Source organism: Sporosarcina sp. SG10008, from assembly GCF_044569405.1.
Classification (GTDB): domain Bacteria; phylum Bacillota; class Bacilli; order Bacillales_A; family Planococcaceae; genus Sporosarcina; species Sporosarcina psychrophila.
The window spans coordinates 418,114-442,500 of the sequence record NZ_CP172607.1 but is presented as its reverse complement, the minus strand read 5'-3'; the positions used below and the strand labels follow the sequence as shown (position 1 = coordinate 442,500).

At 41.3% G+C, this 24,387-nt stretch carries 20 protein-coding genes (1 of these 20 only partly in view); 8 read left to right on the top strand and 12 right to left on the bottom strand.

The features are described from left to right. Positions 1–11: the 5' end (the start) of a DMT family transporter gene (locus ACGLYD_RS02235; protein ID WP_067206471.1), read on the bottom strand. The gene continues 892 nt to the left of window position 1, outside the view; 11 of the gene's 903 nt are visible here — the first part of the coding sequence; its start codon is at positions 9–11; the stop codon falls past the left edge of the window. A gap of 114 nt (positions 12–125) precedes the next feature. Here ACGLYD_RS02235 and ACGLYD_RS02230 point away from each other — a divergent pair, with 114 nt between their 5' ends. Further along, positions 126–848 (top strand): MgtC/SapB family protein, encoded by a 723-nt coding sequence (locus tag ACGLYD_RS02230; RefSeq protein WP_067206468.1) that lies wholly within the window; start codon positions 126–128, stop codon positions 846–848. A gap of 12 nt (positions 849–860) precedes the next feature. Further along, positions 861–1,871 carry a cation diffusion facilitator family transporter gene (locus tag ACGLYD_RS02225; protein WP_067206465.1) on the top strand — a complete coding sequence of 337 codons (1,011 nt, stop codon included), beginning with the start codon at positions 861–863 and terminating at the stop codon, positions 1,869–1,871. A 48-nt stretch (positions 1,872–1,919) separates the two neighbouring features. Here ACGLYD_RS02225 and ACGLYD_RS02220 read toward each other — a convergent pair whose 3' ends face one another. Then, positions 1,920–3,083 (bottom strand): iron-containing alcohol dehydrogenase, encoded by a 1,164-nt coding sequence (locus tag ACGLYD_RS02220; RefSeq protein ID WP_067206462.1) that lies wholly within the window; start codon positions 3,081–3,083, stop codon positions 1,920–1,922. A 118-nt stretch (positions 3,084–3,201) separates the two neighbouring features. On the opposite strand from ACGLYD_RS02220, the gene ACGLYD_RS02215 reads away from it, so the two are divergent. Then, positions 3,202–3,438, top strand: a complete 237-nt coding sequence (locus ACGLYD_RS02215) for a DUF378 domain-containing protein (protein WP_067206459.1) — start codon at positions 3,202–3,204, stop codon at positions 3,436–3,438. Positions 3,439–3,481: 43 nt separating this feature from the next. Here the strand turns inward: ACGLYD_RS02215 and ACGLYD_RS02210 are convergent, their stop codons facing one another. The 3 genes from ACGLYD_RS02210 to pruA form a co-directional block, all read right to left on the bottom strand. After that, positions 3,482–4,726 (bottom strand): Glu/Leu/Phe/Val dehydrogenase, encoded by a 1,245-nt coding sequence (locus ACGLYD_RS02210; protein WP_067206457.1) that lies wholly within the window; start codon positions 4,724–4,726, stop codon positions 3,482–3,484. A gap of 79 nt (positions 4,727–4,805) precedes the next feature. After that, a complete protein-coding gene (locus tag ACGLYD_RS02205) occupies positions 4,806–5,999 on the bottom strand; it encodes an ornithine--oxo-acid transaminase (protein WP_067206454.1) in 1,194 nt (397 codons plus the stop codon). Between the two features lie 369 nt (positions 6,000–6,368). Then, positions 6,369–7,913, bottom strand: a complete 1,545-nt coding sequence (gene pruA / locus ACGLYD_RS02200; protein ID WP_338653339.1) for an L-glutamate gamma-semialdehyde dehydrogenase — start codon at positions 7,911–7,913, stop codon at positions 6,369–6,371. A gap of 133 nt (positions 7,914–8,046) precedes the next feature. Between pruA and ACGLYD_RS02195 the strand changes: the two genes are divergently transcribed. Continuing rightward, on the top strand, positions 8,047–9,363 hold the full coding sequence (locus ACGLYD_RS02195) for a sigma 54-interacting transcriptional regulator (protein ID WP_399631113.1): 1,317 nt from the start codon (positions 8,047–8,049) through the stop codon (positions 9,361–9,363). 105 nt (positions 9,364–9,468) lie between these two features. On the opposite strand, the gene yugI is transcribed toward ACGLYD_RS02195, so the two are convergent. The 4 genes from yugI to ACGLYD_RS02175 form a co-directional block, all read right to left on the bottom strand. Further along, positions 9,469–9,843 (bottom strand): S1 domain-containing post-transcriptional regulator GSP13, encoded by a 375-nt coding sequence (gene yugI / locus ACGLYD_RS02190; protein WP_067206445.1) that lies wholly within the window; start codon positions 9,841–9,843, stop codon positions 9,469–9,471. Between the two features lie 124 nt (positions 9,844–9,967). Then, on the bottom strand, positions 9,968–12,085 hold the full coding sequence (locus tag ACGLYD_RS02185) for an RNA polymerase sigma factor (RefSeq protein WP_399631110.1): 2,118 nt from the start codon (positions 12,083–12,085) through the stop codon (positions 9,968–9,970). A gap of 84 nt (positions 12,086–12,169) precedes the next feature. Beyond that, the gene (locus ACGLYD_RS02180; protein WP_399631108.1) at positions 12,170–14,323 is read right to left on the bottom strand and encodes an RNA polymerase sigma factor; all 2,154 of its coding nucleotides are present in this window, start codon (positions 14,321–14,323) and stop codon (positions 12,170–12,172) included. Positions 14,324–14,342: 19 nt separating this feature from the next. After that, positions 14,343–16,499, bottom strand: a complete 2,157-nt coding sequence (locus ACGLYD_RS02175; protein ID WP_399631105.1) for an RNA polymerase sigma factor — start codon at positions 16,497–16,499, stop codon at positions 14,343–14,345. A gap of 152 nt (positions 16,500–16,651) precedes the next feature. Here ACGLYD_RS02175 and ACGLYD_RS02170 point away from each other — a divergent pair, with 152 nt between their 5' ends. Beyond that, positions 16,652–17,974: a sodium-dependent transporter gene (locus tag ACGLYD_RS02170; protein ID WP_187046925.1), complete on the top strand. Its 1,323-nt coding sequence runs from the start codon at positions 16,652–16,654 to the stop codon at positions 17,972–17,974. A gap of 501 nt (positions 17,975–18,475) precedes the next feature. Here ACGLYD_RS02170 and ACGLYD_RS02165 read toward each other — a convergent pair. After that, a complete protein-coding gene (locus ACGLYD_RS02165; RefSeq protein WP_338653350.1) occupies positions 18,476–18,736 on the bottom strand; it encodes a DUF1871 family protein in 261 nt (86 codons plus the stop codon). A 75-nt stretch (positions 18,737–18,811) separates the two neighbouring features. Between ACGLYD_RS02165 and ACGLYD_RS02160 the strand changes: the two genes are divergently transcribed. Further along, on the top strand, positions 18,812–19,987 hold the full coding sequence (locus ACGLYD_RS02160; protein ID WP_187046923.1) for a MalY/PatB family protein: 1,176 nt from the start codon (positions 18,812–18,814) through the stop codon (positions 19,985–19,987). 86 nt (positions 19,988–20,073) lie between these two features. Here ACGLYD_RS02160 and ACGLYD_RS02155 read toward each other — a convergent pair whose 3' ends face one another. Both ACGLYD_RS02155 and ACGLYD_RS02150 read right to left on the bottom strand, forming a co-directional pair. Beyond that, a complete protein-coding gene (locus ACGLYD_RS02155; RefSeq protein WP_231885773.1) occupies positions 20,074–20,292 on the bottom strand; it encodes a hypothetical protein in 219 nt (72 codons plus the stop codon). 43 nt (positions 20,293–20,335) lie between these two features. Continuing rightward, a complete protein-coding gene (locus ACGLYD_RS02150; protein ID WP_269465605.1) occupies positions 20,336–21,085 on the bottom strand; it encodes a peptidylprolyl isomerase in 750 nt (249 codons plus the stop codon). A gap of 129 nt (positions 21,086–21,214) precedes the next feature. Here ACGLYD_RS02150 and ACGLYD_RS02145 point away from each other — a divergent pair, with 129 nt between their 5' ends. Next, on the top strand, positions 21,215–22,447 hold the full coding sequence (locus tag ACGLYD_RS02145) for an MFS transporter (RefSeq protein WP_067206427.1): 1,233 nt from the start codon (positions 21,215–21,217) through the stop codon (positions 22,445–22,447). Between the two features lie 76 nt (positions 22,448–22,523). After that, positions 22,524–24,377: a transglycosylase domain-containing protein gene (locus tag ACGLYD_RS02140; RefSeq protein ID WP_399631100.1), complete on the top strand. Its 1,854-nt coding sequence runs from the start codon at positions 22,524–22,526 to the stop codon at positions 24,375–24,377. Positions 24,378–24,387: the final 10 nt, after the last annotated feature.

Here is a 24,387-nt window from a genome sequence, read left to right as displayed (position 1 = left end):
GGCTTTTCCATTTCTAACACATCTCTTTCAAAAGGAATTAGGTTACATCTCTATCTTTTTAGACAATAGATAGTTGTAAGTATAACATGGTAATTAAGAGAGGACATTACTAGGGGGGAACGATTATGACTTGGATTGCAAATGAAGCGATGTATCCCGAAGTGTTAATTAAAATCACGCTCGCTTTAGTTTTAAGTTTAGTTATTGGCGTGGAGAGGGAAATAAAGAAGAAACCGATTGGATTAAAAACGAGTGCTGTTATCGCCACTTTTAGCTGCCTTCTGACTGTCGTCTCTATAGAAGCAGCTTATCTCGTTCCAGCGCGGAATGATATTAACGTAACGATGGATCCGCTCCGCTTAGCTGCCCAAATTGTCAGCGGTATCGGATTCCTCGGAGCTGGAGCCATCCTGCGTAGAGGTAATGACAGCATTACTGGGTTAACGACGGCAGCTATGATTTGGGGAGCGGCAAGTATCGGGATTGCTGTTGGGGCCGGTTTTTATATTGAAGCTGCGTTTGCTGTACTAGCCGTGATGTTTGTCATCGAAGTCCTTGCACCTGCACTTGATAAATTGGGGCCAAAGAGACTTCGTACAAAAGAAGCTTCCTTCATTGTAGTGTTATCGGACAAATCAAAGATTGAAGATCTCATTACTTACCTGAAGATAGAAAGCATGACAATCGAGAATTTGCGGATTCGGCAAATTCTATCAAGGGATCTTCAAGTACAGCACGAACTTCATTTTCGAATCTCAGCACTTCCCAAAAGACATACGTCTAATTTGTATATCGAGTTGTCGACACTACCTTATATCGAATCGGTTGAAATCGAAATATTCCCATAACGGAGGAAAATTATGAGAGACATACTAAAACTTTTAAAAGAAGGCAACAAGCCCTCACTACTCGCAGCAATTGTTAACACAGTAATCGCTTGTTTAAAAGCCATTGCATTCTTCTTCACTGGAAATGTGGCTATGTTTGCAGAAATGATGCACTCATTTGGTGATGCAGCGAACCAGTTTTTCGTTTTCGTTGGTTCTGCTCTTTCGAAAAAAGCACCCACCCCGAAATATCCTAATGGATTCGGCCGTGTCGTAAATTTAGTTTGTCTGGGCGCTGTCATTATAGTTGGAATCATGTCCTATGAGGCTATCATAGGCGGGTGGCATCATATCGTAAATCCATCTGAGTCAGGCGGAATGAGAAATTTAATTATAAATCTCTCTGTTCTTGGTATAGGTATCATTTTGGAATGCATTGTACTTTACAAGGCGGGTAAAGAGATACTTCATGAAGCAGGGATTGATAAAGGTGGGATGGCTCCCATTACACTAGGTTTTAAAAACCTCAATCGTGCTAAACCCGCAACAAAACTCGTATTCATGGAAGATTTTGTCGCAACACTAGGCGGACTTCTCGCATTTTTCGCTGTCCTGTTGGCTCATTTCCTTGGGCTACTTGTAGCGGAAGGCATTGCATCCATTATGATTGGTATGATGATGTTCTATGTGGTTGGTAAAGTATTTCTCGAAAATGCACGTGGTGCAATCGGGGAAACGGACGAGGAAATGCTCAATCACATTTCCCTACTCGTTGCTGAAGATCCCGATGTAAAAGATATTCAACGTATTGAAGTTATCAAAGAAGGCGAATTCCTTCATGTTGAAATTGTCGCAGAAGTTGACCCATCCCATACAGTAGCCTATGTCGACGATGTGCGGGACCGACTCATGACTATTATCCTCAATCAAAAAGGTGTACAGGACGTTTTAATTTCTTTTGATGAAGATGACGGTGTGTCAACATGGAAAAGGTCCAATTCCACTGATGCAATTAAGCAATTCGGTTCAAAATTCCCTGAATAACAAAAACGTCACGCCGGAGATAACCCCGGCGTGACGTTTTTAATTCTCTTATAATGAAGCTTTTAAAATTGATAGTACATCCTCTTTATTTAGATTGCTGAATTGCCCAAGTGGCCCGTTGACTGTTGCTTTTTCTGCCATCAAATCCAGTTTCGAATCATCGATGTCATAATGGGCAAGCGTTTCAGGCGCTCCAATAGACGTCCAAAATGCTCTTAGACGTGCGATCCCTTCAAACGCGACCTCATCCTGCGTCTTACCTTCTGGTGCAACTCCAAATACGTTGACAGCAAGCTTGGCAAATCGCGCAGGATTAACGTTAACATTATGATTCATCCAATGTGGGAAAAGAATCGCAAGCCCACCTGCGTGCGGGATATCATAAACCGCGGACACAGCATGTTCGATATCATGTGACGCCCAGTCTCCTTGATAGCCCATTTGAAGGAAGCCATTCAACGCTATAGTACCCGCAAATAAAATCGTCTCACGTAAATCATAATTCTCCAAGTCTTCGACAAGCTTTGGTGCATTATCCATTATTGCACGTAGCACACCTTCACACATCTCATCTTGTACAGGCGTGTTCTTTGCATTATTGAAGTATTGTTCAAAAATATGGGACATCATATCAACAATCCCATAAATCGTCTGGTCTTTGGGTACAGATAATGTATAGGTTGGGTCAAGAATAGAGAATTTCGGGTAATTAAACGGACCGCCCCATCCATATTTCTCTTCCGTTTCTTCATTAGTAATAACAGATCCGGCATTCATTTCCGAACCTGTTGCTGCAAGTGTCAAAACTGTACCAAATGGGATTGCATCTTCCGCGAACGCTTTCCTTGTTACAAGATCCCATGCATCACCTTCATATTTCGCTGCCGATGCAATAAGTTTTACACAGTCGATAACTGATCCTCCGCCAACTGCTAAGATAACGTCGATGTCTTTTTCCTTACAAATCTCCGCACCCTTTCGCGCAGTTGACACACGCGGATTTGGCTCAACGTCTGAAAGTTCATGTACCTCCATATCATTCTCTTTTAAAATCGCCATTACTTCATCATATAGACCATTTCTCTTGATGCTGCCGCCCCCATAAACGACAAGCACCTTTTTACCGTAATTCGCTAGTTCTTGTGATAATTTCTGAAGTTGGCCTTTTCCAAAAATAAGCTTAACTGGATTATGGAATACAAATTCATTCATTCTATATTGCCTCCCTTTATTCTTTCATTATCCGAAACAATAAACCATTTTGCAAAAATAAAGGTGCGCGTATGAAAATCAGTCTTCTGGGCATAGTAATTTAAGGAGGTGTTGCAAAATGAGTAAAGTTCATAAAATAGCTCTAGCACTGACAATTATCGGTGCACTCAATTGGGGAGTAGCAGGAATATTCCGTTTCGACGTTGTTGCACAATTCGCAGGTGGTTCCGCGGAACCGCTCGCACGATTTATTTATATCATCATAGGAGTTTCAGGTCTCATCAACCTTGGCTTGCTATTTAATCAGCGGCAGGATCACGATGAGGTAATTGTTTCGGTTCCTGAAAAAGTATAAAGGCATCTCCCGTTTAAACCGGGAGATGCCTTTATTGTTTTGATTATGCCCAACCACGGAAACGTGATGCTTCCGCAGTTTTACGAACACCAATCATATATGCTGCTAGGCGCATGTCGATATTACGAGTTTCCGCAGTTGTATATACGTTCTCAAATGCTTCAACCATTTTTTTCGTCATTTTTTCGCGCACTTCTTCTTCAGTCCAATAGTAGCCCATGTTGTTTTGGACCCACTCAAAGTATGAAACTGTTACGCCGCCCGCACTTGCAAGAACATCGGGAACAAGTAGAATTCCACGTTCTTTAAGAATTCTAGTTCCTTCAGTTGTAGTCGGCCCATTTGCTGCTTCAACAACAATCGTTGCTTTGATATTATGTGCATTTTTTTCAGTAATCTGATTAGAGATTGCCGCAGGCACAAGAATATCGCAATCGAGTTCAAGTAATTCTTGGTTCGAAATCGTGTTATCGAAAAGTGTAGTTACTGTTCCGAAGCTATCGCGACGGTCTAGTAAGTAATCGATATCAAGACCCTCTGGATCATGAAGGGCACCATAAGCATCGGAAATTCCGATTACTTTCGCGCCAGCATCATGAAGGAACTTAGATAGGAAGCTACCCGCGTTTCCGAAACCTTGAATTACGATACGTGCACCTTTCATATCAATTCCACGACGTTTCGCCGCTTCCTCGATAATGATTGTTACCCCTTCGGCAGTCGCACGGTCACGACCTTGCGATCCACCAAGAACGATTGGTTTACCTGTAATGAAGCCAGGTGAGTTGAATTCGTCAATACGGCTATATTCATCCATCATCCATGCCATTATTTGCGCATTTGTGAAGACGTCTGGAGCTGGGATATCTTTGTTAGGTCCCATTACTTGGCTTAAGGCACGGACATAACCGCGGCTTAGTCGTTCAAGTTCACCCATAGACATTTCACGTGGATCACAAACGATTGCACCTTTACCGCCGCCATATGGTAGGTCGACGATGCCAGCTTTTAATGTCATCCACATAGAAAGTGCTTTTACTTCTTCTAACGTTACTTGCGGGTGATATCGTACGCCACCTTTTGTTGGTCCAACTGCATCGTTATGCTGTCCACGGTAACCCGTGAAGACTTTTACTTTGCCATCGTCCATTTTTATAGGAATACGTACTTCAATCATACGAAGTGGTTCTTTTAGAAGTTCGTACATTCCTTCATCGTAGCCTAGTTTATCAAGTGCATCTTTAAAAAGAGCTTGTGTAGACGTAAACAGATTCAGGTTTTCAGTCATTTAATGATTCGCCTCTTTGATTCATAATGTTTTCTATGCATATATTGTAACATATCGGACACTTATATTGTTAAGTATTTTAGTTAACGAAAACTTTTTTAATTTTACCTATTGCCCAGTCCAATTCTTCTTTTGTGATAATGAGTGGCGGAGCAAAACGAATCACTGTATCGTGTGTTTCTTTACATAGTAATCCAAGCTCTTTCAACTCTTCACAATATGGACGAGCAGCTTCAGTTAACTCAACACCTATGAACAATCCGCGTCCGCGTACTTCTTTAATCGACGGATGTTCAATTTTCTTTAACTCTTCCATGAAATAATTTCCGAGTTCAAGAGATTTTTTCGCCAGTTCTTCTTCTTCCAGCACTTCTAAAGACGCGATTGATACTGCACAGGCCATAGGATTTCCACCAAAAGTTGAACCGTGTGATCCTGGATTGAATACACCAAGAACAGATTTGTCAGCAAGTACACAAGATATTGGGAATACGCCGCCACCTAGTGCTTTACCTAGGATATACATATCCGGATCCATGTCTTCCCATTCACATGCAAACATTTTTCCAGTACGGCACAGGCCGGCTTGAATTTCATCTGCAATAAATAGAACGTTATTCTTTTTACAAAGTTCACGTGCTGCTTTCATATAACCTGCTGGCGGAATAATAATACCTGCTTCACCTTGAATCGGTTCGATAAGGAATGCAGCAGTATTTGGTGTAATTGCTGCTTCAAGTGCTTTGATATCTCCGTAGGGAATAAGGTCGATGCCTGGAAGCATTGGACCAAATCCACGTTTATATTCAGCATCTGAAGATAGTGAAACAGCTGTCATTGTACGACCATGGAAGTTGCCTTCACACGCAATGATTTCTGCTTGGTCTTCTGCGATCCCTTTAACGTCATAAGCCCAGCGGCGTGCTGCTTTAATAGCTGTTTCAACAGCTTCAGCTCCTGTGTTCATAGGAAGTGCCATTTCTTTGCCTGACAGTTCACAAATCTTTTCATACCATGGACCAAGTTGGTCATTGTGGAAAGCACGGGAAGTAAGCGTTACTTTATCAGCTTGGTCTTTCAATGCTTGAATAATTTTCGGATGACGATGCCCCTGGTTTACTGCTGAATACGCGGAAAGCATATCCATAAATTTATTACCTTCAGGATCTTTTACCCAAACCCCTTGTGCCTCAGAAATAACGATTGGCAGTGGATGATAGTTGTTTGCCCCAAATTTCTCCGTTTGAACAATTACTTTTTCTGATACCGACATACATTTCCCTCCCCTTTATATGTAAAGACAGACCCACCCAAATAGATGGGTCTGATAAATCAGTGTCTAGCTCCGGGCGCCAGATGCTCGGGTCATAAGTCAGCCCAGCTATGCGGGGAGTTCACCGCGTCGCCGGTCCGCCTTATGCCTGTCGCGGGCCTACAGGATGTAGGTCATGCAGCTGTTGCCACAGGAAGTGGCGCACTTAGGCTGCATTCCTTTTTGTGCAGGCGCCCTCCGCTTTTCTTAGTGTCTAGCTCCAGCGCCTAGCTCCTCGAGTCGCTTCAGTCCTTAAGTTAAAGGCAAAGAGCGCATTTATCTTCAGGCCCTCCAGCGCTTTTCGGGTCTACCAAGGCGCTTACGCTTTTCTTATAGTGTTTCTGAAGTTGTTTTACCTTGCATATGAAGTTGTAGGTAATCCGGTCCGCCAGCTTTTGAATCTGTCCCCGACATGTTGAATCCACCAAACGGTTGGTAACCAACGATTGCACCAGTGCAATTACGGTTGAAGTACAAGTTACCTACATGGAAATCTTCACGAGCTTGTTCGATGTGATGACGGTTGTTTGTGATGACAGCGCCAGTTAGGCCGTAATCCGTGTTGTTTGCAAATTCGATAGCTTCAGTGAAGCTCTTCGCTTTCGACAAACCGACAACTGGGCCAAAGATTTCTTCTTGCATAACGCGCGCTTTTGGATCAAGATCCGCAATAACCGTTGGTGCAACGAAGAATCCTTTCGAGCTGTCGCCTGTTCCTCCTGCGATTAAACGACCTTCTGTTTTACCGATTTCGATGTAGCTCATAACTTTGTCGAATGACGCTTGATCGATTACTGGGCCAGTGAAGTTTGATAGCTCAGTTGGATCACCGTACGTCAATTCTTTTGTCAATACGCCAACACGTTCAACAACTTGGTCATAAACGTCTTCGTGAATGATCGCACGTGAACAAGCTGAACATTTCTGTCCACTGAATCCGAATGCAGATTTCACGATTGATTGTGCAGCAAGTTCTAGATCTGCTTCATTATCAACAACAATTGTATCTTTACCGCCCATTTCAGCGATAACGCGTTTCAACCAGATTTGGCCTTCGTTCACTTTAGCCGCGCGTTCGTAGATGCGTGTTCCTACTTCACGTGAACCAGTGAATGACACAAAGCGTGTTCTTGGGTGATCAACTAGATAGTCGCCCACTTCAGCACCAGAACCTGGGATGTAGTTGACAACGCCTGTTGGCATGCCCGCTTCTTCAAGTACTTCGATGAATTTGTATGCAACAACTGGTGTTGTCGATGCAGGTTTAAGAAGTACTGTATTTCCTGTTACAAGAGCAGCAACTGTCGTTCCCGCCATGATTGCGAATGCAAAGTTCCATGGAGAGATGATAACGCCAACTCCAAGAGGAATGTAGTCAAAACGGTTGAATTCGCCTGGACGGCTTTCAACAGGGATACCATTTTTAAGTTCAAGCATTTTGCGCGCATAGAACTCTAGGAAATCGATTGCTTCAGCTGTATCAGCATCTGCTTCATTCCAAGGTTTACCTGCTTCTTTAGTAAGTAATGCTGAGAATTCGTGTTTGCGGCGGCGGATGATTGCAGCAGCTTTGAATAATACGTCTGCGCGGAATTCAGGTTTAACTTTCTTCCACGTGTTGAATGTTTCGTCAGCAATTTTCATCGCTTTTTCAGCAAGGTCTTTGCTTGCTTTAGAAACGCTACCGATTACTTCTTCTTTGTTTGCAGGGTTTCTTGATACTAACTTTTCTTCAGTCATGATGCGCTCTCCACCAATAATAAGTGGATAGTCTTGACCAAGGTATCCTTCAACTTGCTTTAAAGCTTCAAGGAAAGCTTGTTTATTCTCTTCTACCGTGAAATCTGTGAATGGTTCGTGTTTATATGGAATCATATTATTCCTCCTCTTTAATTATGAAACGCAAATATTATTTGCACTTAGTAATTGATTACATATATAATAATGCAAAAGATTGTTGCAGATATCAAGCATTATTCATTAGTTTTTCAAAAAAAGTATTTGGAAGGTGATTATTTTGAAGAATATAGACGATTCACTCTTCCCTTTTTATGAGTTTGCAGTGCGTCGTGCCGCGGTTGGTATACATGCCGTTGACAACAATGGTCGAACTGTCATCTATAATGAAAAGATGAAAGAAATCGAAGGACTTGCACTCGAAGATGTGGGTGATCGTTCAATTTTAGAACTTTTCAATTTCGACCAAGAAGAAAGTACACTGTTAAAAGTTTTGCAAAGCGGCAAAGAACAACTAAATGTAAAACAAACGTACTGGAACCGAAAAGGTACAGAAATCACATCCATTAATGACACATATCCAATCTTTAACCAACAAACTCTCATTGGAGCTGTTGAATTAGCCCGTGACGTAACAGCTCTCGAGAAATTCGTTCTTCAGCCATTTCGAAAAAGTAGTGATCCTGTAACATTCAATCAAATAATTGCTTCCTCCCCGCCTATGAAAGTGGTTATTGCGACTGCAAAAAAAGCAGCGAAAGCAAAATTACCGGTATTGTTAATCGGTGAAACAGGTACAGGTAAAGATCTTATCGCTGAAAGCATACATAATGAATTATCACCTTCCAGCACCGTACTCTATACCCTGTTCTGTCATAGTTCAGACCCAATCCTTATAGGACGCTTAGATAAAGATTTAAATGTAGAGGATCCTCTTACATTATTTTGTGAAAGAATCGATTTATTATCCATTCCATTACAGCAAAAATTGCTATCGATTCTTTTGAAATCACCTAACAGTAATAAGCAATTCATCGCAAGTATCGGGGATGACCCTGTAGAATTAATCGCTTCGGGCACATTATTAAAAGACTTATATTATTTCTTTGCTTCATTTACAATTCGAATTCCGCCTCTGCGAAAACGAAAAGAAGATATATTACCGTTCATTTCTGCTTATTTGGAACGGCGCAATGAACGCTACGGTTCCACACTTAAAGATATTACACCCGAAGTTGAACATCTTTTCCTCGGGTATGAATGGCCTGGAAATACCCGGGAGCTCGAGTTTCTTCTCGACGAAATCTCTTCTCTAGCGATGACCGAGACTGCCATTACCTATGATTTGCTTCCATTCCATTTCAGGATGAAAAGCGCGGATATCACCGACGAACCGATGCAAGCTGCTGATTTCATAGTCCAACCTGGCAAAGAGCTACTACCGCTTGAACAGTTTCTGCGTGAAGCGGAAGCCTATTACTTACAAAAAGCGATGAAACTCAATGATAAGAACGTCACAAAAACTGCAAATGCGCTTGGTATGAGCAGGCAGAATTTGCAGTACCGGCTGCGGAAATTAAAAAAGTGAGGAAAAAGGCGATTATGCCTTTTTCCTCACTTTTTATTGTCTAGCTACAGGATGTGGGTCATGCAGCCATTGCGACAGGACGTCGCGAACTTTGGCTGTGTTCCATTACTGCCCAGACTTTTCGATCCAGTCTTGAAGTTTGTCTTTCAATGAATTGAATCCTTCTGCATCACTTTCGTCAACACGCGCTTGCAGTGACTTGCGCGGATGGTCTTCTTTTCGTGTTGCAGCCGGTGCTTCTTGAAGAGCACGAATTGATAGACTAATCTTACCTGCAGCTTCGTCGACTTCCAGTACTTTCACTTGGACCTCTTGCCCCACAGTTAGATATTCATTAATGTCTTTTACGAATCCGTATGTGATTTCAGATATGTGTACAAGTCCTTGTGTTTCACCATCGAGTGCAACAAATGCACCATACGGCTGGATACCTGTCACTTTGCCCGAAAACTCTTCGCCTACTTCATATTTTCGCGCCATTTAAAACAGCTCCCAATCTATTTTGTTATCGATTCTGCCCTTAAGGCCACTTAAAATTATATCATGTTTGCAAGTCTCGAGCAAAAAGTAGATGAAAATGTTTGGTAGTTTTTTCCTGAACTACTCAAAGTTCTCCCTCTTCGATGACGATTTTTTCCACTTGCCATACTTGGTCTTTCGCATAAGTCATCCAAACATTGTAATACATTTTTCCATTTCGTTCGAATTCAATTGGCACAAGTACTTTGTGGCCATCATCCATGATCAATGACGGATTGTATCTGATTGAGTCAGTGACATCCAAAAGAGCAATTTCCTTCACCCAATCGTTTGTTTCATATTCATCTAGACTCGCCTCACGGGATGCTGGCTCAGTTAAATGCCACATCATGACTGAATCTTCCTTGTCGTTTGCGTAATAATATAGATCCAAGATTAATAGGGGGTGAACATTTTTCAGGACATCCCTGTCATATGCATCCGAAAATTCATTAAATAAATTTTCAATCTCGACATTGAATTGATCGTTGGGCAGCCAAAAAGTCAAATCATCATACATTTCCTTCAAAGGTTTCATACCAAAGTGTTCCAAGTTCCCCTCTACCGCAAGTGAATAAGCTTCATAAACTCTCCAATCGTCTAGCGAACTATACAATTCAGAGCGTTTCCAATCGGACTCCTCCATCTCCTCGACAACCTTTGCCATGATTACCCCTAATCCCGAATCAGGACCGAGCGACGCGAGCTGTTTCCATGCGTTGCGATGTACTTCACTAATTGAACCATCGCTACTTTTGAATTCTTCAATTGTTCTGCCTTGAAGTATCATTTCAAGGAGGTTAATCATGGTTCCTTCTACGACATGTCCCAACCATTGATTTTGCCTCGCCGCGACAAGTGTTTTTTCCATTTCCTCCATAATTTCAATGGTTTCATCAAGTGAATACAACAGTTTTTCGTTCATGATAAACGGTTCCTTCTCGTATTGCGTAAGATAGCTACCGGCCGCTTCATGCAGTGCAGCTCGAAGACGTCCAATGAATACACTATCCATTAGTCGAATAGTGCGTTGTGTCGTTGAAGTGATAGGAAGTTGAGGTAACGCTAAATCTTGATTTATTAGAGCCGCAATTGCACTACGGGTACTTTCAGAGTACTCGTCTTTTTGAGACAAAATGACTTCGGCATCAAATGTTCCATTTGCAAGCGATTCTTGCAGCTTATCGTAATCATCAGCGAATAATTCGTAAAGTGAATATTTAATTCCATCTGCTTTTCTAAGATAATGTTCAGCAAACATCATACTTTTTTCTACATCGTTTACGAGAGGAGCCGCAAATAATTCGTCTGCAAGCTCTGATGGCAATTTCATCATTTCATTTACCTCAAGCAACTTGTCATCCGCTAATTGGCGGTCGATTTTTCCACCTTCACGATTTTTATTCTCAAGCCCCACTAGCATGGTATTTACTTGTTCATTAGCGTCCGCAATAAAAGGGATTTGGTTAAATATATCCTCACTTACGCCTAAAATTGCTTTCTTTTCATCAACCTTCTTAGCATATTCTTTTTTCAACTTGTCAATATACTTACGGTCCGACCGTAGTTCCCATTCTTCACCTGTAAAATATGTACTCCCCACTATACCAATCAGCAGGAAACCAAGAATAATGACAGTGATCCATCCTTTTCGGCTTAACTTCTTGCTTTCATTAATGACTGGAGTATGTTCCCCCCTACTTACATTGACCACATTAAAAAGTAGAGGAAGACGATCATATGACATCCAAAGAAACTCGACGCGTTTTTTGAAAACATCTTGCGGCGGATAGCCTATTGCTTCTCTTAGCAATTCTCTCGCGGCTTGAATATTCGCTACTACTTCATCAAGTGGAATAGCCATAACTTCATTAATCTCTTCAAAGCTAAATTCATGGAATAAATGAAGAACAAGTGGCACACGGTATTTTTCATCAAGCTTTATTATTTCCGAATGAAATTCAGCGTCTTCCTTAAATGGAATAGGACTAGCCAGCCGTGGATTCGTTTGTTCAACTTGCCCAAGCTTTTCCAAAGCAGTTTTATAAATGTATCGCTTACCATCAGCCAGTTTCTCTAAATTGGTGTAAATTGTATGAAATGTTTCCTCGGCTACTTCTGCAGCTTCCACTAAAGAACATCCATACTGAAACGCAAAACGTTCAATGTCAGGTGAATACATATCCACCCACTCTTCAAACATAACCAAATCTCCATCTTTTACCTTTTGAATAAAATTTGATTCCTTAATACAGAGTCAACTCCTTTTAAAAAGTACACAGGTAACTTATTCAGACTTCATAAAGTTTAAATCAATATGTTTAATTTTCCATCCAGCAGTCTCATCCAATACCATCTCAGCATCAAAAAAATTCATACTTCCTCGCTCAAATCCGATTGAACCCGTCGAAGATTCCCTTCCGTCAAACAATAGACTCTTCATTTCGTAAAGATTGACATCCACTTTTCTCCATCCACTTATATACTCTTCGAGAGTATGTAAATCATCCTCGGGATTATACAGATGCCACATCGTTTCCGGATCTTCATGGTCATTCGCAAAACAATAAACTGCAAAAACGACCAATGGATGTACATCTTTTAACACAGCAGAATCATGACCTGTTGAGTAAAGTTCGTAAGTCTTCTCAACTAAATCCTCAAAAGAAGAATCGGGAAAAGTGACACTACTAAGACCCCTATCCGATTGTAGAATTCCGCTCATCTCAAAGGTATGAAGTCTTCCCTTCCTGGCAAGTTCCACTGCATAACCAAGATGGTATAGATTTAAATGGCTTTGTGTTTCAGATTCTGTCCATCCGCTCGCTTCCATTTCGTTTATAACTTTTTGCATTATAAAAGCAGATGGCGATCCTTCTCCATTAGCAGCAACTTTCATCCAAATAGATTTAACTTCTTCTGTTACCTTTCCGTCGAAACCAACGATCTGATTCGTTTCAGAGCCGACGACCATTAAATAAACTAACCAAGAGTAATAATCCTCCAGCGATGTATAAGGAATTTCAATTTCCACATTTGCTAGCAGTGTGTTTTCTATTTCTACCAAATTAGCCATTAGTTCAATATAGGAACTAGCCGGCTTCGAATAATAATCGATTGATGAGGATTCTAAAAAAGCTATATAGCCTTTAAAATCTTTATGAATCGAAGCTTTAATTTGAGCACTTAACTCAGTTTTGGCATAACTCGAATAAAAAGGTAACAGATAAAGATTTTGTTTCTCCATACTATTTAACGCCTTCTGTAATTCTTTAGGGTAGGACTCTTTCATTTCAAGATACTTTTCAATATTAACGGTTTCGTCAACTGTAGCTTCATCAATAAATTGATGATATCTAAAAAAAAATGTACTGTAGGCATTTTGTATTTCATTAATCTGTTTCACGTACTCAATTATAAATTCCGCACTTTTTTCTTTATCACTTGTGAGAGGACTTTTAACGAGCTGTTCGACCATTTTAGATGGCAATGTCAGTGTTTTAACGATTTCGTCATACTGTTTACCAATACTTTTTTTATCAATCCTGCCAATTTCCGCAATAACTCGTTCTTCTCTTTGGATCATCACTTCAAAGTCCTCACGTGCTTGTTTGCCATATCCAAAATAATAATACTCTTGTTTATCTTCTTCAGTTGGTTCCGTCAAACCCAATACAGCATGGCGACTCGCTATTTCTTCCTCAAAAGATACTTTAAGCTGTTCCACGTATTTTTCGGCTGACGCTTTTTTATACTCCTCCCCCGTCACAGCAGGAAGCATAACAAGTAACAATAAGACAATAATTCCGGCAATCCATGAAACCATAGCTTTCTTTGATATCTTTTGTTTCAATTTCTTAGTAGCTTGTATTTCCTTTTGTGGTTTCGCGAAAACCTGATCTTTTCTGAATGAAGAACTAATTCTCCCATATGATTTATGAAGGAATTCCAGCCGTTTCTCCAAAAGTAAGCTGTCAATTTCAACAGTCAGTTGTTTGACCCCTTGTGCGATGGACTCTTCGACAGCATCTGCGGAAATACCCGTAATCGTTGCTATCTCTACTTCATTCATTCCATGAAATTGGGAAAGAATTAACGATAGCTTAGCTTTTTCTTCAAGATTCATAATCTTTTCATGCAATTGCTGATCCTCTTCAAACGACAAAATGGACTCTTGTAAAGGCTCCATCCGTTGAATATGTACAAGCATTTCTAACACCATTCTATATAAGTCATACCGGAGCCGTTCCTCATCATTCAATTTTCCCAAATCCGTAAAGAACGTTCGAAACGTCTCTTCCGTAACCTTCCCTGCCGATTCTCGTGTACAGCCACATTGAATGGCAAACCGTTCTAAGTTGCCTGAATGAAGATCCATCCATTTTTCAAATGCCGCAAGATCTCCATTCTTTGCTTCTTCAACCCCACCGGATTCTTCCATGTACGAAGTCCCCCCTTATTCAAAAAAACATCAAACTTAAAATAATCTGCTCGATTTCCCATACGAAATCTTCATTCAAAGCCATCTGCGTACTAACAGAAAGAGTATTTCCACGCTGAAATCCGATTGAACCCGCCGTTTCTTCGCTACCATCAAATTGCAGACTATCGAAACTATAAAGATCTATATCAAATTGACTCCATTCATCAACGAATTCTTCAAGTTTGACTACATTTTTTGTTTTACTATAAAGATGCCACATCGTCTCTGGATCTTTTTGTTCATTCGCGTAAAAGTAAACACCAATAATAACCAAGGGACTGACTCCTTTTAATTTAGAAAGATCATGATACAAGGAGAATGAATAATATGTCTCTTGAACTACGTTCTCAAAGCTAGGATTGGGAAGCGTCACAATTTCCATACCCGTTTCAGTTTGCATAATCCCGCTTATGCTAAACGATTCAAGTTTTCCTGCTTTCGCAAGCTCCAATGCTTGATGAACGTCATATATTCCTAAACGATTGAGGCTTTTTGACTCCGTCCAATCTGTTGCATCCATTTCGGAGATGATCATTTGCATAATATAAGCTGCTGGAGAGCCTTCACCGGCAGAAGCGATTCGTTCCCATCCTTCGCGAAACTCCGTTTTCACCTTGCCATCATCGCCAAATATACGATCAAGTTCCGCCGCCCCGACGATTACATAAAAGAGTTCGTTGTAAGTCCAACTGAGCATGTTAGTCTTTTCATCATTGATAGTTGTTGACAACAATGTTTTTTCCATGTCCAATAAAAAAGCAACCGAGTCTTCTAAGGAATGCGCTAGTCCCGGATACGATACGAAAGGTGCAGATTCCAATAATGTGAAAAAACCACCAAAATCTTCGTGGATTGAAGATCGAATCTTTGCGCTGAAGTCATTCTTACCGTAACTTAGAGCTAATGTGCCAAATCCCTTAATAAAAGTTGGATAGATGTTTTGTTTAATCATCCCATCTAATGCTTGTTGCAAGTCTTCAGGATATGTATCTTTCTTCTGAATAAACTTATCGGCAGCAAAAGATTCGTTAGCGATTGCATCTGCGGTAATCTGTTCATGTTTGATAAATGTCATGAAATAAGCTTGTTGGAGTACGTCATACTTTTCCAAATAGCCCTTCATGAATTCTCCACTTTTCGCTTTATCGTTCGCAAGCGGTTTTTTTACTAATCGGTTAGCCATTTCAGATGGTAATTCCAATTTGTTAATTATTTTTCCATACTCATCCTCTATCTTCTTTTTATTCAAAGTACCAGTTTTGTCAATAACGCCCTCATATCTTTTTATCATCGACTCAAAATCAGCGCGTGCTTGATTGCCATACCATATATAGTTATAGTCTAGTTTGTCTTCCTCGGTCGATTCAATAAGGCCCAGTTCAGAATAGCGGCCCCCTATTTCTTGCTCAAATGACTCCTTCAACCGTTCTACATATTTTTCAGCTGAAGTTTTTTTGTATTCTTCCCCTGTAACTATAGGAATTATTACAAGCGACAGCAGCACTATGATTCCGGCAATCCAGGAAATCATGGCCTTCTTTGATATTGTTTGTTTCAATTTTCCAGTTGTCCGTATCTCCTGTTGAGGCTTTGCAAAAACCTGCTCTTTTCTGAACGAAGACTTCATGCGCCTATATGACTTATTGAGGAATTCCAACCTCTTTTTCAATTGCGCATCTCCCAAATCACGGAATGCCACCGTGATAGCTTGTTCAACTGTTTCTAGGGAGGTGTCTGTAATTTTCACAATCTCTGAATCATCCAGCTTGTGGAATTGTGAAAGAATGAACGGTACTTTATATCCCATTTCAAGGTTTACAATCTGGTCATGCAATTCCTGATCCTCTTCAAATGGAAATATCGTTTCATTCGGCGCATCAGTTTGTTGAACAAATGCCAGACTTTTTAATGCCTTTTTATATAACGTGCACACAAGCGACTCTTCATTGCTAATGGAATCTAACTGGCTATGTAAATTTCTAAACGTTTCTTCCGCTAAATCAGCTGCCTGTTTTAACGTACAACCATACTGGATGACGAAACGTTCAATGTCTCCTGAATAAATGTCCATCCATTTTTCAAAAGCATCCTTCTCTCCAGCTCTCACCTTTTGCATCAACTCAGATTCTTCCACAGGCAACCCACTCCTTCATTACGAAATGTCTAATTATTTCAATTATACCAAAGATAGATTGACATCGTAATTTGTTTCAAATTACCATGGTATTCGTTTTTAGTTAGTGTACAATTAGAAAATCTGTATCCTAATGAAATGAGTGAATATCTATGAAACAACGTGATCAATGGTCGTCAAAAATTGGTTTCGTTCTCGCTGCTGCCGGCAGTGCGATCGGACTCGGTGCAATATGGAAATTCCCATACATGGTAGGGATGAACGGCGGAAGTGTTTTCATTCTACTGTTCATTATTTGTACAATTGCAATCGGACTTCCAATTTTGCTTGCAGAGTTCGTCATCGGACGTATGGGTCAGGCTGATGCAATTACATCACTAAAACGATTGGCGCCAGGTAAAAAGTGGCCTTTGATTGGCTGGATGGGACTTGCAGTTTCATTCATTCTCCTGTCATTTTATAGCGTGGTCGGGGGTTGGATTCTTTCCTATTTAACACGAGCTATTTTCTTCAAACTCGATGCTACGAATCATGGCGATCTTTTCAATACAATCATCGCCAATCCAGTAGAAGTTCTATTTGCTCAGGCCGTGTTCATGGGGCTGACAATTTGGATTGTACAAAGTGGTATTAAGGGAGGTATTGAGCGGGCGAGCAGGTGGATGATGCCAATGCTGTTCATATTCTTCATCATTCTTGCAATCCGTTCATTAACATTGGATGGTGCAATGGAAGGTGTTCGATTCCTATTTGTGCCTGATTGGTCTCACTTGACAGGTTCTACGTTTTTACTTGCACTTGGTCAAGCTTTCTTCTCACTGAGCGTTGGGGTGACAGCAATGATGACCTATGCATCTTATTTACCGAAAGAAGAAAAGTTAGGGCAATCGGCAATGAACGTTGCGATTTTAAATATTACCATTTCAATTTTAGCTGGTATTGTTATATTTCCCGCAGTGTTCGCACTCGGCCATTCACCTGAAGAAGGACCGGGGCTAATTTTCGTCGTTTTACCAGCCATTTTTAGCCAGATTCCGTTTGGCAATATGTTTATGATTATTTTCTTCATCTTGATGCTTTTCGCTACACTTACTTCATCGATTGCGATGCTTGAAATTGTCGTGTCTAGTGGGATCCGCGAGAAAATCGAGCGTAGAAAACGTGCTGCATGGGTATTTGGAATTCTTATCTTCATCGTTGGTATTCCAAGTGCGCTGTCATTCGGTGTCCTGTCTGACGTGAAAATATTCGGCGGTTCCATCTTTGACTTTGCAGACACATTGACGAGCAAAATCGGTATGCCTTTAGGTGCGTTATTCGTTTCGATATTCGCGGGCTTTGTGTTGACGAAATCACAAACAGACGACGAGCTGCGCATGCATCCTGTGATGAACAGCCTTTGGAAATTCCTTGTCAGGTATGCCGCACCTGTCGCCATCATCGTCATTTTCATCGTATCGATTTTCGGACTTTAATGGTACTGCAAACACCCGCAAATCCAGTTACTGGATTTGCGGGTGTTTTTCACGTCTGTTGATTAACCATTTAGCTGCATAAAATACTGGTGAGAAGGACTTGACGACCTTCATTTTCACTGGATCATTTCCGGTACGCTTTCGGCGAACTATTCATGACAGATTTACTGAGGGGTCCTAGTGTAGCTCTGTTGGGAATAGTTACCTGCCACGTTCCTGCACTATTCAAGTGAAAAACGCAGTTGTTTTGGAAGAAAAAAGTAGATGATATTCTATAAAAAAATATGTAGGGATGCGACTTTGTCGTATCCCTACATATCCAGACATCTCGGTAATCGTATGGAAGTCATTCAATCCAAAGCAACCCAAAGTCAACTATACACGTAGCGCCCAGTTGGTAATCATGTTATTCACTGGTTACTTTTGGTTAATCAACAGGTTTCGTGTTTTATTGTATAAAAAGACTGTACCCGTATTAAAATGGGTACAGCCACATCAAAATCAGACGATACATTTCGCCTCGTATTTAATCGCTAACAGCTTATAAGAAATTTGAACACACTTTTCGATTGGAATCCATAATTTATAAGATTGTTCGTAAATTTCCCGAATTCGTTTTGCAAGGTCGGTTGGGTGATCAAGACGTTGTAAGTCCGATACGACATCAACGATTTCGTGTGCATACGCTTTTGGTCCTACGTCAAATGGGTCCCATTGTTCAAGAAGTGCTACTGCCTTTTTGTTCATTTCTATAGTTTGCACAATGAGTCACCTTATTTTTCTCAATAGTCTAGATTATGATAACATAGTAGAGAAAAAAGGAAAGAGGAGATTTCCATGAATAACTTTGAACAAGTAATTGAACGACGTAAATCACGTTCTGTAAAATGGGACCGAATGGAAATGATCTATGGAATCGAAGATGCATCCGATATTTTACCGATGTGGATTGCAGATATGGACTTTGCTGCACCGGAAGTGGTTATCGATGCGCTGAAAGAACGTCTCGATCATCCCGTTTTCGGCTACTCATATATTTGCGAAGGCTGTAAAGACGCAGTAAGTACATGGCTTGCTGAACGCCATGCATGGGAAACCAAAAATGAATGGATGTTATTCCACCATGGTGTAGTTCCGGCAATCGCTTCAGTCGTTGAAACGTTTACGAATCCAGGTGACGGCATTCTTGTCACATCTCCAGTCTATCCGCCCTTTTTCCAAGTCCCTAAACGTCAAGGACGAAATATGGTCGAATGTATTATGAAAGAGGACAACGGTGTGTACTCCATCGACTTTGAAGAATTCGAGAAATGCCTGCAACAAAACGTAAAGCTATTCATTTTATGCAATCCGCATAATCCTGGTGGAATTGTCTGGACTGCAAGCGAATTGAAAGAAATGTTACGACTGTGTACAAAATATGATGTCTTGATTTTATCGGATGAAATCCACGCCGATCTAGTCTTCTCAGGGCATAAACATATTCCGCTCGCAACGCTTGCTGACGAAGAAGCAGGACGTATCATTACGTGTGTTGCACCTACAAAATCGTTTAACCTCGCAGGTATCCAAGCAGCATTAATGATCGCTACAGATGAAGGTGTGAGAGAGAAACTTACGTTGAATGCAATGGCACATGGTCAAATGGATTTGAGCTCTTTTGCAGCCGCAGCTTTGACTGCCGCCTATAAAGATGGAGGCCCATGGCTAGCACAATTACTGGAAACAGTTTCTACCAATATGGACTATGCAATTCATGAACTAACAGCTGCAATTCCTGCCTTAAAAATTGCTAAGCCGCATGGTACATACCTTCTGTGGATTGACTACCGTGGTACTGGATTTACCGAGTCGGAAATAATGGACAAGTTGTTGAATAAAGGTAAACTCGCCCTTGATCCAGGTACAAAATACGGCGAAGCAGGACGCGGCTTCCTTCGCATGAATGTCGCAACACCGCTTTCAGTTGTTCAAGACGGCGTTAACCGTTTTATCACTGCATTAAGTGAGTGATTTAGCACAGTTGTGATTACAATCACGGAGTTGACGTTACGATCGCGACGTTGACGTTACAATTTTTTAAAAGAAAACGAGCATCCTCAATTTTGAGGATGCTCGTTTTCTTTTTGTTCGCGGCGTTCACGTAAAATACGTTCTTCAAATTCTTTCGCTTCTAATTCCTGTTTCTTCGACTTGCGTCGAATCCACATGAATGTAAGTACCAATAGAATCGCAAAGAAAAACATTGAAATCGCGGCTGGTATATATTCTGATTTGTCTTCAGGAAAGTAAAGGAACGGCATTAATAGTGCGTTCACTTACATCCACTTCCTCACATTGTAAATTTCTATATGATTCGAATTACTTTTGAAGGATTTCGATTGATTCAATAGAAATATCTTCAACAGGCTTATCTTGACGCCCTTTTTTAACTTTAGCAATTTTGTCGACAACATCCATGCCTTCAATAACTTGGCCGAATACTGTATGTTTTTGGTCTAAGTGCGGAGTTCCACCCATTTCGCCATATGCTTCAGCGATTTCAGCTGGATATCCACCTTTTTTCAGCTGATCAACTGAAGCAGGTACTTCTGAAGCATGAACGATGAAGAACTGGCTGCCATTTGTTCCTGGACCAGCGTTCGCCATTGAAAGAGCTCCTTTTAAGTTAAATAGATCCATAGTAAATTCGTCTTCAAATGTATCGCCGAAAATACTTGCTCCGCCCATACCAGTTCCTGTTGGGTCGCCGCCTTGAATCATGAAGTCTTCAATAACACGGTGGAAGATAATACCGTCATAATAGCCGTTTTCTGCATGTGTTAAGAAGTTTTCAACTGTTTTTGGTGCTTGTTCAGGGAAAAGCTTGATTTTGATTGGCCCCATTGTTGTGTTCATAATAACTAATGCTTCAGTTGCTGCTACTTCTTTTGATAATTGTGGATACATTGTTGTTGCCTCCTCTGAGTTCTTCGTGCTATTTTCTTCCACTGGCGCTTTGCCAGCAGACACTACTTCTTCTGTTTTTTTGTTCTCAGACGTACTATTTCCGCAAGCGGAAAGTAAGACGAGACCAACGATTGTCAGAAGGGAGAAATACATTTTCCTCATTTAACATTCACCCTGAATCAGTTTATCATATTGAACAATCTATTTCGACGAATAAGCATGATACTTCCTTCGTTTTCCGAATTGTTTTATACTGAATGAAAAGCACGACACAGAAAGAAGGTTTTCTAAATGGACGTGCAAAAACGGAATTTCATCATCATTTGGATTTCCAACGTCCTCGTTGCAGGGACAATGACGATGATCATGCCCTTCCTATCCCTTTATATCGAAACATTTGGCGATCATCCCGAAGCATATGTTCAAAAATGGTCTGGCCTTATTTTTGGCGCTTCATTTGTCACGGCTTTCATTATGTCACCGATTTGGGGCCGAGTTGCCGATAAATATGGCTTTAAGCCTATTCTTATCATCAATGGTTTCGGGATTGCAACTTCCGTTTTCCTAATGGGATTTGTGGATTCCGTAGAGATGTTCTTCCTGCTTCGGCTACTGAATGGTGTTGTCACAGGTTTCATACCAACTTCACTCGCGTTTATCTCTTCACAGACTGCGAAGAAGGAAGCTGGAAAAATGCTAGGAACTCTGCAGATGGGCAGTGTGACAGGCACATTATTCGGCCCTGTATTTGGAGGTTTACTGGCAGATGCATTCGGTTTCCAATATACCTTTGTCATTACATCCATCTCCGTAATTGTCGCTACACTTATCGTTCTCTTCGGCATCAAGGAACAAAAACGGGTAAAAAATCCGAAAGCTATCCAGTATTCCCGTAAAGCGATTATTAGCGGCTTGCTACATCACCGGCTCATGTTGAACGTTATGATTGTTACGGCACTTATCCAAGTAGGCAACTTCAGTATCCAGCCGCTTCTGTCGCTTTACGTTTCTCATTTGACGGATGCAAAAGACGTAGCTTTCCTAGCTGGGATTACCTTCAGTGCAGCAGGGGTCGGCAATCTATTATTCGCACGCCGCTGGGGCAAGCTTGGTGACGACATTGGCTACGAAAAAGTGTTGTCAATTCTGCTACTCCTATCATTTATCTTTATCATCCCACAAGCTTTTGTAACACAGCTGTGGCAACTTATCTTTTGGCGATTGCTGTTCGGTATTGCGCTCGGTGGAATGATCCCTATAACGACTGCACTAGTTAGACGTGAGGCACCAGTCGATATTCAAGGAGAAGTCATGGGTTATAATACCAGCTTCCGTTTTCTCGGGAATATTATAGGTCCAATGTTTGGCGGAATCGTCAGTGGTTTCATCGGTATTTCGTCTGTCTTCATCGTCACTGGCGTTCTATTCCTGGTTGGGTTTGCCTTTCTCTATTATGCCAAACGAAAACCCGTACAGGACTTTGAGGACTTTCTTGCTGCTGAGGATAAAAGGACACATAGTTAAGAAACAGCACACTTCACTAGACGGAGTGTGCTATATTTTTGTTAGTGAATGATTTCTTGAACGGAGTGCAAATCCATTGAAACATGTTATTGGTTTCATCTTTATTCTTCTAACCATACCAATTCTCTTTATTGTCCAAGAAGCCATTGCAGTCGAATTGAAAAGCGCTGGATCCTTCAATGACCAGATCAATGATTCCATTGAACTGTCATCCCCAAAGATCAATGTCCCCGTGACGTTGAAAGATGGCAATGGGCTCATTTTTGCAGAAGAATATATAGAGTGGCGCGATCCACTCCCGCTGTCGTCCATTCCCTTATTCGCGCGTCAACTGTTCCTAGAAAGTGAAGACACGGGTTTTTTCGAGCATAAAGGCTATGATGTAGCCGCAATCGTGCGTGCATTCGCTGTCAATACCGCAACGGACGATGTCAGACAAGGTGCTTCTACCATTACACAGCAAGTCGTGCGAATGCGTTTTCTATCGACTGAAAAGACCTATGAACGTAAGTTGACGGAACTTTTTTACGCAGCCGAGCTTGAAAAACAATCGACAAAAGATGAAATCTTGGAAATGTATATGAATGAAATGTATTTTGGCCATCAAGTGTACGGCATTGGTGCCGCTGCGACATATTACTTCAGCAAACCCTTAGATGCACTGAATGAGGCGGAGATGGCCTTCCTTGCGGCGATCCCAAACAACCCTTCTTTATATGATCCACTGAACCATTTCGATCAGACAAAAGTAAGACAGGAACGCCTATTGTCTATACTGACAAAAAATAGAGTTCTGACTTCCGAGGAATCTAAAGTGCATAAAAACACAGCTATCCAATTAAATCTGAAGGAAAAAGCGAATGCCTTTCCTGCCTACAGTACATATGTACTTGCGGAACTTACTGATCTCATAGCACAGTCCGAAGGTTTATCTGAAAAAATGACGTATGCGAAAGATGATGCAGAAAAAATAGCCCTTGAAGCGATTATTAAACAACGGACAGCTGAAGTGTTGTCCAAAGGATTGATTATCGAAACGGCACTTAACCCTGGAAAGCAGCGCCGAAATGACCAAACGATCTCCTCCCTTTTACACCCTAAAGGCGTGCAAGCAGGTGCCGCGGTTATCGACAATGAAACCCGTGAAATCATCAGCCTATTCGCCGGTAAGAACTATAAAAAAGCTGATTTTCACCGTGCATTCCAGGCTGTCAGACAACCTGGTTCGGCTATGAAACCACTTCTGGTCTATGCTCCACTGTTTGAAAGTAGTTCCTATACAGAAAACACCCCCATTAACAGTGGTGCTATTTGTATCGGCTCGTACTGCCCGACAAATATCGGCGGTTACGTTTATGGCAATGTTACGGTAAAAGAGGCTTTTCGACAAAGTCATAATACAGCAGCGGTCAGATTGCTTCAAATGATTGGAGTGGAAGAGGCATTCAGCTATATAGCACCATTCGGATTCAAATCAGTTACACAACATGATATGAACTATGCAGCTGCTCTCGGTGGGTTTGCAAAAGGGATGACGCCGCTTGAACTTGCGGGGGCTTATTCGAGTTTCATTGATGGGCAATATACCCCTCCCCATGCCATACGCGCTGTAAAGGATAGAGCTGGGACTATTTTATACGAATGGCCTGATGACAAAGAGGACGTTTGGTCTCCTACTACTGTTACCAAAATTCGCGGCATGATGTCAGATGTCGTATTGAACGGAACTGGCCGGGGTATCCCCTATACAACTTCGTATACGGGAGCAAAAACCGGCACCACAGATCATTATAAAGATCTATGGGTTGGAGGGTTGAACGATAACTATACAACCGCTGTCTGGGTCGGCTATGATAGTCCGCAATCTCTAAAGCTCTTGAGCGATCAGAAACTTCATTTGCGTATATTTTCCACACTACTCCAGGACTAGCCATTCACAA

Excerpts from the sequence above, each read along its gene's own strand:
- yugI (WP_067206445.1), bottom strand. The coding sequence starts at position 9,843 with ATGGCGCGAAAATATGAAGTAGGCGAAGAGTTTTCGGGCAAAGTGACA.
- ACGLYD_RS02225 (WP_067206465.1), top strand. The coding sequence starts at position 861 with ATGAGAGACATACTAAAACTTTTAAAAGAAGGCAACAAGCCCTCACTA.
- ACGLYD_RS02160 (WP_187046923.1), top strand. The coding sequence starts at position 18,812 with ATGAATAACTTTGAACAAGTAATTGAACGACGTAAATCACGTTCTGTA.
- ACGLYD_RS02145 (WP_067206427.1), top strand. The coding sequence starts at position 21,215 with ATGGACGTGCAAAAACGGAATTTCATCATCATTTGGATTTCCAACGTC.
- ACGLYD_RS02205 (WP_067206454.1), bottom strand. The coding sequence starts at position 5,999 with ATGTCGGTATCAGAAAAAGTAATTGTTCAAACGGAGAAATTTGGGGCA.
- pruA (WP_338653339.1), bottom strand. The coding sequence starts at position 7,913 with ATGATTCCATATAAACACGAACCATTCACAGATTTCACGGTAGAAGAG.
- ACGLYD_RS02185 (WP_399631110.1), bottom strand. The coding sequence starts at position 12,085 with ATGTTTGAAGAGTGGGTGGATATGTATTCACCTGACATTGAACGTTTT.
- ACGLYD_RS02150 (WP_269465605.1), bottom strand. The coding sequence starts at position 21,085 with ATGAGGAAAATGTATTTCTCCCTTCTGACAATCGTTGGTCTCGTCTTA.
- ACGLYD_RS02215 (WP_067206459.1), top strand. The coding sequence starts at position 3,202 with ATGAGTAAAGTTCATAAAATAGCTCTAGCACTGACAATTATCGGTGCA.
- ACGLYD_RS02210 (WP_067206457.1), bottom strand. The coding sequence starts at position 4,726 with ATGACTGAAAACCTGAATCTGTTTACGTCTACACAAGCTCTTTTTAAA.
- ACGLYD_RS02170 (WP_187046925.1), top strand. The coding sequence starts at position 16,652 with ATGAAACAACGTGATCAATGGTCGTCAAAAATTGGTTTCGTTCTCGCT.
- ACGLYD_RS02180 (WP_399631108.1), bottom strand. The coding sequence starts at position 14,323 with ATGGAAGAATCCGGTGGGGTTGAAGAAGCAAAGAATGGAGATCTTGCG.
- ACGLYD_RS02230 (WP_067206468.1), top strand. The coding sequence starts at position 126 with ATGACTTGGATTGCAAATGAAGCGATGTATCCCGAAGTGTTAATTAAA.
- ACGLYD_RS02220 (WP_067206462.1), bottom strand. The coding sequence starts at position 3,083 with ATGAATGAATTTGTATTCCATAATCCAGTTAAGCTTATTTTTGGAAAA.